12 protein-coding genes, 3 tRNA genes, 1 other RNA gene and 1 pseudogene are annotated in these 10,977 nt (G+C 67.8%); 5 read left to right on the forward strand and 12 right to left on the reverse strand.

Going from position 1 to position 10,977, the window contains the following annotated elements; all coding sequences use genetic code 11:
• The first annotated feature begins 89 nt into the window (after nucleotides 1-89).
• Nucleotides 90-506, forward strand: a pseudogene (locus VKG64_11375) (ParA family protein).
• A gap of 226 nt (nucleotides 507-732) precedes the next feature.
• A complete protein-coding gene (locus VKG64_11380) occupies nucleotides 733-1,023 on the forward strand; it encodes a hypothetical protein (GenBank protein HKB25644.1) in 291 nt (96 codons plus the stop codon).
• Nucleotides 1,024-1,277: 254 nt separating this feature from the next.
• On the opposite strand, the gene VKG64_11385 is transcribed toward VKG64_11380, so the two are convergent.
• From VKG64_11385 to tadA, 9 genes are all read right to left on the reverse strand, one after another.
• Complete coding sequence (locus VKG64_11385) at nucleotides 1,278-1,817, reverse strand: DUF3592 domain-containing protein (GenBank protein ID HKB25645.1); 540 nt, start codon at nucleotides 1,815-1,817, stop codon at nucleotides 1,278-1,280.
• Between the two features lie 86 nt (nucleotides 1,818-1,903).
• Nucleotides 1,904-1,979 (reverse strand) — tRNA-Asn (locus VKG64_11390).
• A gap of 35 nt (nucleotides 1,980-2,014) precedes the next feature.
• Nucleotides 2,015-2,617 (reverse strand): recombination mediator RecR, encoded by a 603-nt coding sequence (recR, locus tag VKG64_11395; protein HKB25646.1) that lies wholly within the window; start codon nucleotides 2,615-2,617, stop codon nucleotides 2,015-2,017.
• Nucleotides 2,618-2,626: 9 nt separating this feature from the next.
• Nucleotides 2,627-2,920, reverse strand: a complete 294-nt coding sequence (locus VKG64_11400) for a YbaB/EbfC family nucleoid-associated protein (GenBank protein ID HKB25647.1) — start codon at nucleotides 2,918-2,920, stop codon at nucleotides 2,627-2,629.
• A 17-nt stretch (nucleotides 2,921-2,937) separates the two neighbouring features.
• The gene (dnaX, locus tag VKG64_11405) at nucleotides 2,938-4,629 is read right to left on the reverse strand and encodes a DNA polymerase III subunit gamma/tau (protein ID HKB25648.1); all 1,692 of its coding nucleotides are present in this window, start codon (nucleotides 4,627-4,629) and stop codon (nucleotides 2,938-2,940) included.
• A 4-nt stretch (nucleotides 4,630-4,633) separates the two neighbouring features.
• An RNA gene (gene ffs / locus VKG64_11410) (signal recognition particle sRNA large type) lies at nucleotides 4,634-4,898 on the reverse strand.
• A 16-nt stretch (nucleotides 4,899-4,914) separates the two neighbouring features.
• A tRNA-Ser gene (locus VKG64_11415) sits at nucleotides 4,915-5,007 on the reverse strand.
• Nucleotides 5,008-5,016: 9 nt separating this feature from the next.
• Nucleotides 5,017-5,111: transfer RNA gene (locus VKG64_11420), tRNA-Ser, on the reverse strand.
• A gap of 46 nt (nucleotides 5,112-5,157) precedes the next feature.
• On the reverse strand, nucleotides 5,158-5,610 hold the full coding sequence (gene tadA, locus VKG64_11425) for a tRNA adenosine(34) deaminase TadA (protein HKB25649.1): 453 nt from the start codon (nucleotides 5,608-5,610) through the stop codon (nucleotides 5,158-5,160).
• Nucleotides 5,611-5,731: 121 nt separating this feature from the next.
• On the opposite strand from tadA, the gene VKG64_11430 reads away from it, so the two are divergent.
• Genes VKG64_11430 through VKG64_11440 form a run of 3 tightly spaced genes read left to right on the forward strand, consistent with a single transcriptional unit; the run spans nucleotide 5,732 to nucleotide 9,309 of the window.
• Nucleotides 5,732-6,658 carry an ABC transporter permease gene (locus VKG64_11430; GenBank protein HKB25650.1) on the forward strand — a complete coding sequence of 309 codons (927 nt, stop codon included), beginning with the start codon at nucleotides 5,732-5,734 and terminating at the stop codon, nucleotides 6,656-6,658.
• 13 nt (nucleotides 6,659-6,671) lie between these two features.
• Nucleotides 6,672-7,538, forward strand: a complete 867-nt coding sequence (locus VKG64_11435; GenBank protein HKB25651.1) for an ABC transporter permease — start codon at nucleotides 6,672-6,674, stop codon at nucleotides 7,536-7,538.
• Between the two features lie 34 nt (nucleotides 7,539-7,572).
• Nucleotides 7,573-9,309, forward strand: coding sequence for a peptide ABC transporter substrate-binding protein (locus VKG64_11440; GenBank protein ID HKB25652.1), 1,737 nt, complete (start codon nucleotides 7,573-7,575; stop codon nucleotides 9,307-9,309).
• A gap of 16 nt (nucleotides 9,310-9,325) precedes the next feature.
• Here VKG64_11440 and VKG64_11445 read toward each other — a convergent pair whose 3' ends face one another.
• The 3 genes from VKG64_11445 to VKG64_11455 form a co-directional block, all read right to left on the reverse strand.
• On the reverse strand, nucleotides 9,326-10,015 hold the full coding sequence (locus VKG64_11445; protein HKB25653.1) for a response regulator: 690 nt from the start codon (nucleotides 10,013-10,015) through the stop codon (nucleotides 9,326-9,328).
• 177 nt (nucleotides 10,016-10,192) lie between these two features.
• Nucleotides 10,193-10,597, reverse strand: coding sequence for a response regulator (locus tag VKG64_11450; GenBank protein HKB25654.1), 405 nt, complete (start codon nucleotides 10,595-10,597; stop codon nucleotides 10,193-10,195).
• A gap of 176 nt (nucleotides 10,598-10,773) precedes the next feature.
• Nucleotides 10,774-10,977, reverse strand: a 204-nt coding sequence (locus VKG64_11455) for a hypothetical protein (GenBank protein ID HKB25655.1), incomplete at its 5' end; no start/stop codon positions are given.

Consider the following 10,977-nt stretch of genomic DNA (forward strand, 5'->3'; position numbering starts at 1 on the left):
AGACGGCTGCCCTGGCGGCAGTCGCCGTCGATCGAGGAGAACTCTGAGCGGACCGTGAGAGGCCCGCCTGGCCCCCTAAGCTCGAGGCTCAATATGACCTCATCCTCATCGATTGCGCACCGACCGAATCGTTTCTCACGACTGCCGCGTATCTCGTAAGCGACTTCATCGTGGTCCCCGTGAAGCCTGAGTATCTTTCGGCGATCGGATTGCCGCTGCTGGTGAGATCGATGCGCGAGTTTTCACAGCACTACGAAGATCACAAGCTTGAGCTGGCCGGCATCGTCTTCAACGCGACTAGCAACTATGCGCCGGAGGAAGTTAAGTCGAAACGAGAAGTGAAAGCGAATCGCTGGGCAGAACGGCTGGTACATCTTCAAGTCGGAGGTCACATACTCTCGGTCGTATCCGAAGGGCGCGAGAGAGGGACGCCCGATCTTCAGTACTTCTTTTTCACGGACTGTACAGGCGAGCCGGTTCAGCGCCGTCGCAGAAGAATTCGCTGAGAAGAAGATCTGGACGACCCCTGTTAGCGCCGCTCTGGTCACGTAGCATCTCAGCCGGGAAGGCGAGCAGGGCCAGCTCAGCTGCACGAGCTAAGAAGGTGAAGCGGCGACCTACGAGGTAACGCTGGCCGCCGCCCTCTCAGGCCGCATCGTCTGCGCGGTTGGAGAAGAAGGCGAAGCAAAGGTCGACGTGAGGACGAGCCCTGTTGAGTTATGGAGGGCTTCGATGAAGATCCGCTACCTCAGGCGCAAGTCTGGACAGACCGTCGTCTCGGTGTGGCCGCCGCTATGGGCGTCTGCTGACAAGCCTGGAGACACGTTCGCCATTGGCGAGGTGGGTGTCCTTGTATCCGTCAAGCGCCTGGACGATCGCCTGAGCCTCACGATGAAATTCGAGGGGGGCGAGCACGTCGGGAGCCTCCAGTGGGACGCGCCGCCGTCGCTCGACGATGTCGAGAAGGTGCTGCGGGCGCATCTCGGCCACCCGATCAAGGCCATCAGCGAGCTGGACGCATAGCAGGTAAAAGCAGCGCGTCCCCCTGTGCCCCTGGCGAGCGGCTCACCGACCCGACGCGGGCCGTTGTCGAACACTTTATTGAGTCTCGCGCGGGCTGGTTGGAATGCACCCATCTCAAGGAACCTTCCCTCCATTCTGAGAAGTGCACAGGGGAAGATTCCGTCAGCGCCGATCGTCGCGGGCCGGCCCATCCCCATTGGCCCTTGATAGACTGCAGGCGCTCGAACCCGATGGCATCCTCGATCTTCATCGTCTCACCTTGAGCTGTTTAACCGTTTATACTTTGCCGCGCGCCACGACGCGTGGGACCGGTGCGCCGTGTAGCCGGCGCCGACGACGAGCACTCCGGCCATGATGATAGAGACGGGATCGAAGACTCCCGGCTTGAGAAGCGAGTTGCTGGGATCGTTCGGGTCGTAGAACGCGGTAACGGTCCGACCCACGGGATAGTTGCGCGCCACGAAGTGCTGCACCTCCGCCTGGCTGCCGCACATGTAGGCGGTCCCGGCGCTGATGCGGTCGCCTTGATAGACTTGGCCCGCCACCGAGTAGCTGTAGCGAAGCCGCGGGTGGTAGGACGTACTAAAGCGCGGCATGCCTATGCAGCCCCGAAAGACGTGTGCTTCATCGATTCGCGCCCGAACGCTCGGCCACGCTCGGCTGCTTAGCGCGTCGCGAACGCTGCTGACGAACAGCGTCAAAAGGATTAGGCAGCCGAGGGCGAGGGCCGCCCAAATGAGCGCCTCGAGGCGCGGTGGGGGAGGCGCGTAGAACGCGGACGAGGCACGTCGCATCGCCCTCGATCTTACCGCGTTAGTTCAAAGGTAAGAGCACTCGACGCCCGCGGCGTTTCGGGATGATCCAGAAACCATCAAAAGGTTGGCTCCCCGGGCAGGACTCGAACCTGCGACCTAGTGATTAACAGTCACCCGCTCTACCGACTGAGCTACCGGGGAGTGTCGGCCGCCGAGCTACGAAACAACGATCGATTCTAGCTGATCTCCCGCCGCCCTTCCAACGCCTTGGTGAGCGTCACCTGGTCGGCGTACTCGAGGTCGCCGCCGACGGGCAGGCCGCGCGCGATGCGCGTCACGCGCAGGCCGAGCGGGCGCAAGAGCTTGGCGAGGTAGAGCGCGGTCGCCTCGCCCTCGACGTTCGGGTTGGTCGCCAGGATCACCTCCTCGACCGCGCCGGCCTCGACGCGCGCCAGCAGCTCCCGCACCTTCAGCTCGTCGGGGCCGATACCGTCGAGCGGCGAGAGCGCGCCGAGGAGCACGTGGTAGCGGCCGCGGTACTCACCGGTGCGCTCCATCGCGAGCAGGTCGTTCGGCTCCTCGACGACGCAGAGCAGCCGCGCGTCGCGCCCCGGGTCGGCGCAGAGGCGGCACGGGTCCTCGTCGGTCACGTTGAAGCACGTCCGGCAGTAGACGATCCGGTCCTTCACGGCGACGAGCGACTCGGAGAGCTCGCGGACTTCGTCGGCGGGACGCTTCAGGAGAAAGAACGTGAGACGCTGCGCCGTCTTGGGCCCGATGCCGGGGAGCCGCTGGAGCGCGTCGATCAGCCGCGCGACCGGTTCGGGGTAGTACGCCACGGCTCCCCGCTACATGCCCAGGCCGGGGATCTTGAGTCCCCCGGTCAGCTTGCCGAGCTCCTGCTGCACGAGCTCGCGCGACTTCCGGAGCGCCTCGTTGCAGGCGGCGAGCACGAGGTCCTCGAGCATCTGGACGTCGTCCTTGCTCACGACCTCGGGGTCGATCTTGATCGACAGGATCTCCTGCTTGCCGTTGGCCTCGACCGTCACCATGCCGCCGCCCGCCGTGGCCTCCACCTTCTTCCGGCCGACTTCCTCCTGCATGGCGGCCATCTGCTGCTGGAGCTTCTGCGCTTCCTTCATGATGTTGCCGTAGCCCTTCACTGGCCTTCTCCTTCCGGCAGGCGCGGCCGCACCGCGACCACCTCACCCTGGAACTCGGCGAGCGCCGCCTGGACCGCGGGGTGCTCGGCCACGCCGCCGGGTCCCGTGCCGCCCGCCTGGACGGTGATGCGCTCGGCGCCGGGCACGTAACGCCGGACCGCCTGCACGATCAGGTCGCGGTTCGCGCTGTCCGCCAGCATCTCACGGTGGAAGTGGTTTCCGGTCAGGACGATCGTGAGCGCGCCCTCGCTCACGCCCCCGGGCTGGGCCTGGGCGAGCAGGGCGCCGAGCATCGGCTTCTTCTTCGTGACCTCGTCCACGACGCGCTCCCAGGCGGTGCCGAGCTCGGCGTCCGGCGGCGGAGCGGGCCGCGCCGCGGGGACGGCGGCCTGGGGCGGCGCCGCGGGGCGCGCGGGCGGCGCCTGCGGCGGGAGCGGGGCGCGGCGCGGCTCGGGGGCCGGGCGCGCCGCGGCCGGCGCCGCCTCCGGCAGCAGGCTCGCCTGGGCGGGCCGCGCGCCCACCGGGCCCGCCGCCACGGCCTGCTGGCGGAGCAGCGCCTGCGCCTCGTCCACGCGGCGGAGCACGTCGTCGAGCGCCTGCGGGACCGGCCGCCGCGTGGCGCGCACGGTCGCGATCTCCAGCTCGACGCGCGGGTGCGGCGACTCGCGCATGAGCGCGTCGGCCTCGAGAAAGGCGCGCAGGACGTACAGGAGCTCGTCGAGCGACGACGCCTCGCCGAGCTTCCTGAGCTCGTTGCCCTCCTGGTGCGTGAGATCCGCGAGCTTGGCGGTCGGCGCGGCCTTGAGCACGAGCGCCCGGCGCAGGAGCTCGACGACGTCGCGCGCGAACGCCTGGAGGTCCTCGCCGTCGCGCGCCGCGCGGTCGATCGCCTCGAGCGCCGGCCCCGTGTCGTGCGCGACGAGCGCCGCGGCGAAGGCGCCGACGGCCGCGGGCGCCGTGGCGCCGAGGAGCTCGGCGACGGGCGCCGCCTCGAGCCGGCCCGCGCCGTAGGCGATCGCGGTGTCGGCGAGCGAGAGCGCGTCGCGCAGCGAGCCCTCCGCGGCGCGGACGATCACGGGCAGCGCCGCGGGCTCGAACGGCACCTTCTCCTCGCCCAGGATCCGCTCGAGGGTGCGCGTGAGCGCGTCGGGGGCGATCGGCCGGAAGTCGAAGCGCTGCACGCGCGAGAGGACCGTCGCCGGGATGTCGCGCGGGTCGGTCGTCGCCAGCACGAACACGACGTGGCTCGGCGGCTCCTCGAGCGTCTTCAGCAGCGCGTTGAAGGCGGCCTCGGTGAGCTGGTGGACCTCGTCGATGATGTAGACCTTGTAGCGGCCGCGCGCCGGCGCGTATTTCACGTTCTCGCGGAGCGTGCGGATCTCCTCGATGCCGCGGTTCGAGGCGCCGTCGATCTCGATCACGTCCACGAGCGTCCCCGCCTGCGCCTCGCGGCAGACCGCGCACGCGCCGCACGGCTCGGCGCCCGTGCGCGCGGAACAGAGGAGCGCCCGCGCCAGCAGGCGCGCCGTCGTGGTCTTGCCGACGCCGCGGGGGCCGGCGAAGAGATAGGCGTGGGCGATGCGGCCGGAGGCGAGCGCGTTCCCGAGCGTCCGCGTGATCGCGTCCTGGCCGACGACCGCGTCGAACGTCTGCGGCCGCCACTTCCGCGCGAGGACCTGGTAACTCAAGTGACCGTGCACCCACCTTCGAACGACCCGCACTGCGAACTCCCCACGACACCAGCTCCGGTCAGGTACTCCCACGGCACACGAGAGGGTCGCCTTACCGTTGCTCCCTTCCGGGCCTGGCGGGGTTCGACGATTCTCGCTGCGTGGGGCCCAACCTTCAACGCCGCGCCATGAGGCTCACTCAACACGGGCCGCCCTCGAGAGGGAATTCGACCCCGCTGAAGCGGATTGCGGGTTACAGGGCACCGCTAACTCCCCGTCTAGCACGGTCACGCCGCAGATCAATGGCGGAGGGGGCGGGATTTGAACCCGCGGCACAGGGTTTACCCGTGCACGGCATTTCCAGTGCCGCACCTTCGGCCGCTCGGTCACCCCTCCTCTGAAATTTGGCGGAGGGGAGAGGATTTGAACCCCCGAGGGACCTTCTGGGCCCCTATCCGATTTCGAGTCGGACGCCTTCAACCGGGCTCGGCCACCCCTCCGCGCCAATCGTGTCCGCAATGCGTCCCAGTATCTCATCCCTTGGGCTCATTGCCGCTTCGCTTCGAAGAACCGCCGGAGCATCGCGCCGCACTCGCCCGCGAGCACGCCGCCCGTCGCCTCGACGCGATGGTTGAGCCGGCCGTCGTCGAGGAGCCGATAGACCGACTCGACCGCGCCCGCCTTCGGATCCAGGGCGCCGTACACCACACGCGCGACGCGCGCGTGGAGCGCGGCGCCGCAGCACATCGGGCACGGCTCGACGGTCACGTAGAGCGTCGCGCCCGCCAGGCGGTAGTTGCCGAGCGTCCGGCCCGCCTCGCGCAGCGCCAGGATCTCGGCGTGGGCGGTGGGATCGGCGAGCCCGATCGGCGCGTTGTGGGCGTGCGCCAGGACGGCGCCGTCGCGCACGACCGCGGCCCCCACCGGGACCTCGCCGGCCTCGAGCCCGCGCCGCGCCTCGTCGAGCGCCAGGCGCATGAACGCTTCGTCGGTTGACAACGGACCTCAACCGTAACCGCCCGTCCGGGCGAACGCAACCTTCTGAGGGCCCTTGATTCGGCCCACGCTTCGCCGAATACTAGGGCACCCGTCGTCCGCGACCGAGCTCTGGAGGTAGCGGTTGTTCCAGTACACCGTCTCGCGCGTCCTGTGGCTCGTGCCGACGCTCCTCGCGATGGCGCTCGTGACCTTCCTGGTCATGCACGCCACGCCGGGCAGCCCGCTCGATCCCGTGGCCGAGGGCGCGAACCCGCTCTCGCCCGAGGCGCAGAAGAACCTCGCCGCGGTCTATGGCCTCGACAAGCCGCTCCCCGAGCAGTTCCTGATCTTCCTCGGCAAGGTCGTGCGCGGCGACTTCGGGATGTCGTTCGTCTACAAGACCCGGACGGTGACCGAGATCCTCCGCGAGACCTTCCCGATCTCGCTGCTGCTCGGGACCATGGCGCTGGCGATCGCGATCACGGGCGGGCTCATGCTCGGGATCCTCGCCGCCGTCTATCAGAACCGCATGTGGGACTACGTCTCGGTCACGCTCGCGACGGTCGGCGTGGCCGTCCCGAACTTCGTCCTGGCGGTGTTCCTCATCATCCTCTTCTCGTTCGTCGTGCCGTTGTTCCCGACGGGCGGCTGGGACTCGCCGCGCGACTGGGTGCTTCCGACCGTCACGCTGGCGCTCGCGCCGATGGGGATCATCGCGCGCTTCACGCGCGCCTCGATGCTCGAGGTGATCCGCGCGGACTACACGCTGACCGCGCGCGCCAAGGGCCTGGGTGAGGGCCCCGTCATCTTCAAGCACGCGCTGAAGAACGCTTTCATTCCGGTCGTGACGCTGCTGGGACCGATGTTCGCCGCGGTCGGCACCGGCTCCTTCTTCGTCGAGTCGATCTTCCGCGTGCCCGGCATGGGCAGGTTCTTCGTCCTCTCGATGACCGGCCGCGATTACCCGATGATCATGGCCGTCGTCCTCACCTACGGCGCGTTCCTCGCCGTCATGAACCTCGTCGTGGACCTGCTCTATGGCACTCTCGACCCCCGCATCCGGTACTAAGCTCGCCGGCGCGGTGCGGGCCGCGGCGTCCGTGACGCGGCCGACGAGCCTCGCGCGCGACGCGGTCAGGCGCCTGCTCCGGAACCGCCTCGCGATGGCCGGGGGCGTCGTCATCGTCCTGCTCTGCCTCATCGCGATCTTTGCCGACGTGCTCACGCCGCTGCCGTACACCAAGACGAACTTCGGCCGGCTCAACGAGGCGCCCTCGCGCGACTATCCGCTCGGCACCGACCAGCTCGGCCGCGATCTCCTCTCGCGGATGATTTACGGCGCGCGCGTCTCGATGCTCGTGGGGCTCGGCGCGCAGGTGATCGTCGTCCTCATCGGCGTGCCCATCGGAGCGCTCTCCGGCTACCTCGGCGGACGCGTGGACCTCGTCCTCACCCGCTTCGTCGACGTGATGTACGCCTTCCCTCGGCTCCTCTTCGTGATCCTCGTCATGTCCATGCTGGGCGCTGGCCTCACGAACATCTTCATCGCGATCGGCTTCACCGGCTGGGTCGGGATCGCACGCCAGACGCGCGCCCAGGTGCTGACGATCAAGGAGAAGGAGTTCGTGGACGGCGCGCGAGCGCTGGGCGCCGGATTCGGCCGGCTGCTTGTGCGCCACGTCCTGCCGAACGCGCTGACGCCGATCGTCGTGTCGGTGACCTTCGGGATCCCGGAGGCGATCTTCACCGAGGCCGCGCTCTCGTTCATCGGCGTCGGGATCAACCCGCCGACGCCCTCGTGGGGCCAGATGGTCGGCGAGGGCCAGCAATACATCCGCTCCTACTGGCATCTCTGCGTGTTCCCGTCGATCGCGATCGCCGTCACCATGCTGGCGTTCACCTTCTTCGGCGACGGCGTCCGCGACGCGCTCGACCCGAAGCTCAAGTGACTTCACGCGCAACCGACGCAAGGGAGGCTTGTCCATGAAGACCCCACCGATCACCGACGCGCAACTCGACCTGCTCGCGGCGCGGCTCGCGGTCGCCGGCGTGGGCCGGCGCGAGTTCCTGAAGGTCGCCGCCGGCCTGGCCGCGCTGGGCGCCGCGGGCTTCAACGCGCGCCCGGCGGCCGCGGCACCCAAGCTCAAGCCCGGTGAGAAGCTCGCGAAAGACCAGCACTTCCGTTGGGGCGGCGGCGGTTGGTACCAGAACGACCCGTCGAGCCACGACTTCAACAAGGACCTCTACTGCTCGGGCGTCTCGGAGCTCTGGGCCGGGCTCATGAAATTCAACGCCGACTTCCAGCCTGTGCTGTACGTCGCCGAGAAGGTCAACTCCAACAAGGACGGTTCGGCGTGGACGTTCACGATCCGCAAGGACTCCAAGTGGTCCGACGGCGGCCCGTGCTCGGCCCGCGACTTCGAGTGGTCCTGGAAGCGACAGATGGACCCCGCGAGCGCCAACCCGTACTCAAGCTATTTCTACGACATCAAGGGCGCCGAGGCGTTCAACAAGAAGCAGGTGCCCGACGCCTCCCAGGTCGGCGTGGTCGCCAAGGACGATTGGACGCTCGAGGTGACGCTCGAGGGGCCGCGCGGCTACTTCCCGGTCCTCTCGGCCTATCTCGCGGCGCTACCCGCGCACAAGGGGTCGGTCGAGAAGTACGGGGACAAGTGGACGGAGGCGGGCAACATCGTCTGCAACGGGCCCTTCGTCCTCGAGGCTTGGGAGCACAACAAGGTCATGGTCCTGCGGAAGAACAAGCACTTCCTCGGCGCCAAGGACGTCACGCTCGACCGCGTGACGATTCCGATCATCCCCGTGGCGTCGGGCGCGCTTCCCTACGAGAACAACGAGCTCGATATGACGTCCCTCGGGACCGGCGACCTCAAGCGCCTGCAGTCGAATTCGAAGACCGTCGAGGAGGTCTTCCGCTACCCCTTCCCGGGCACGTGGTACCTGCTCCCGCAGGTGACGAAGCCGCCTTTCGACAACGTGAAGGTGCGGCGCGCCGTCGGCCACGCGATCGACCGCGCCAACGTCATCAAGGTCGCGCAGGGCTTCGCCATCCCGGCCCACTCGATGATCCCGCCGGGCTTCCCGGGCGCGGTCGACGACCCGAAGATCAAGGCCGTCCAGAGGTTCGATCCGAAAGCGGCGATAGCGATGCTGAAGGGTACCCCGTTCGAGGGCGGCAAGAACTGGCCGAAGATCACGCTCTCGATGCGCGACGAGGGCTACGGCTCCAAGCCCCTCGCCGAGGCCGTGCAGGCGGTCCTCCTCGAGCACCTCAACATGAAGACCGACCTCGAGGTCCTCGAGCAGCGCGTGTTCCGGGAGCGCCTCTGGAAACACGATCTCCAGTTCGTCTGGATCCGCTGGTTCATGGACTACCCCGACCCGCACAACGAGTACTTCGACACCTTCTACGGCAAGAAGACCGCAGGGAAGCGCCAGGCGTGGGTCAACGACGCGTTCGACAAGGAGCTCGAGCAAGGCCGCGACACGCGCGACACCAAGAAGCGCATGGCGCACTACGCGAAGGCCGAGGAGATCATGCAGAGCGACGCCGGCTACGTCCCGGTCGCGTGGGTCGTGCGCTACGCCGCGGCGAAGCCGACGGTCCGCGGCCTCGAGAAGAACCGGCAGGGCGAGCTCGTCGTGGACGGCAACATCTACGTGGACATGCTGTCGCACCTCTACATGGTCGAGAAGGCCTGACGGCCGGACCGTCGGATCAGGGGGACTTCGGGTACGAGGTCAGCCGGCGGACGAGATACGACAGGCGCTCGAAGTGGTCCTCGGTCAGGTTGAGGAAGTAGAACACGTAGCCGTCGGAATCGATCCGGAGCAGGATCGACGTGGCCTGGAAGCTCTGGTCCTCCCCGGGCGCCATGAACGAGAGCTCGACCGTGGGACCCGGTCGGGTCATGGTGCCGGGCAGGACCTTCACGGCCTCGAAGCTCAGGTCCACGGTCGTCGTCTGCCATTCCCTGCCATCGCGCTCGCGGACGCGAACGGGAAGCGCGACGCTCGCCCGCGGATTCCGGCGCCGGTCGACCTGCCGCTCGGGCTGCTCGAACCACTCGAGGAGGTCGTGCAGCTGCTCGAACGGCACGGGCTTCGCGAGGAACTTGACCGCGCCGAGTGCGAGGCACTCCTGCGCCTGGCTCTCGGTCGCGATCCCCGACACGACGACGATCGGGATACCGGTGTGGCGGACCAGCGGGAGCCGCAGGAAGTCGAGGCCGCTCATGCGCGGTAGCCTGTAGTCGAGCAGGATCAGATCGGGGCGAGCCCCTTCCTCGAGCCGGACCAGCGCGTCCTCCGCCGACCTGACGGCCTCGGCCTCATGGCCGAGCTCGCCGCACAGGTCTCGCAGGACCTCGCCAACCGTCCGATCGTCCTCGACGATGAGTACCCGCATATTCGGTAGCCTTTGGCGGGGACTTGGACGCAAGACCGATACCACCGAATTTTCGGAAGCCTCACCGAGACGAACGCTTGTAAGGTCGCGGGTTTCTGGAACGGCGGCGAGCGCCCGGAAGGCGGCCGAGGCGGCCAGATTCTTGCCGGTGACTAGAAACCGGCCGTCAAGGACAGATCAGGCGGGGAGGTCCGGCGGCTCGCGGCGATCGGTCCCCGCCACCGCCTCGGCGACCATCCGGGCCAGGTCATCCACATCGAAGGGCTTGACGAGGTGGCCGTACGCGCCGATCTGGCGCGTCTCGCTGAGGAGCACGGGATCATCGTCGGCGGTCACGATGATCACGGGGATCGTGGGATCCATCGAGCGGATGCGCTTCAAGACGTCCACGCCGTGGATCCCGCTCATGCGGACGTCCAGCAGCACGACGTCCGGCCGCGCGAGCGCGATCGCCATGAGCGCGTCGGCACCGTGCAGCGCGCGGTCCACGTCGTAACCGGACGTGACGAGGAATTTCCCCACGAACTCGACGAACTCGGCCTCGTCGTCGACGATCAGCACCTTCGCGCCTGTGGCGGTCACCGACTCGCGACTCTATCGCGGCGGCGCCCTTGCTTCAATCAGGCGTTTCCCTAGCTAGGCGGTTTCCGGAGCTGTGAACGGAGCTACAGAGCGGCGCGGGAAGTGGTGGGCCCTAGAGGATTCGAACCTCTGGCCTTCGGATTCGTAGTCCTGTGGCTCATTGTCGCAACCATGCGTCAGATCGCCTTTTGTTCCTTCGACTGTCTCCGAACTCCCACCCGATTGTCTCCGATCTTCGCGAGACCGCCCGCCTTCACGAGCTGAGCCGCCCGGTACGCCTGGGTCTGCAAGGCCGCTTGGCGCTGGTCGTCGACGCTTACGATGTTGTAGCGCTCGAAGACATGGCGGGTCTTCCAGCCGGCCCGCTTCATAATCACGCC

The sequence above is a fragment of the Candidatus Methylomirabilota bacterium genome (assembly GCA_035260325.1).
Classification (GTDB): Bacteria; Methylomirabilota; Methylomirabilia; order Rokubacteriales; family CSP1-6; genus AR19.

Excerpts from the sequence above, each read along its gene's own strand:
- VKG64_11385 (HKB25645.1), bottom strand. The coding sequence starts at position 1,817 with ATGCGACGTGCCTCGTCCGCGTTCTACGCGCCTCCCCCACCGCGCCTC.
- VKG64_11445 (HKB25653.1), bottom strand. The coding sequence starts at position 10,015 with ATGCGGGTACTCATCGTCGAGGACGATCGGACGGTTGGCGAGGTCCTG.
- VKG64_11440 (HKB25652.1), top strand. The coding sequence starts at position 7,573 with ATGAAGACCCCACCGATCACCGACGCGCAACTCGACCTGCTCGCGGCG.
- VKG64_11400 (HKB25647.1), bottom strand. The coding sequence starts at position 2,920 with ATGAAGGAAGCGCAGAAGCTCCAGCAGCAGATGGCCGCCATGCAGGAG.
- VKG64_11380 (HKB25644.1), top strand. The coding sequence starts at position 733 with ATGAAGATCCGCTACCTCAGGCGCAAGTCTGGACAGACCGTCGTCTCG.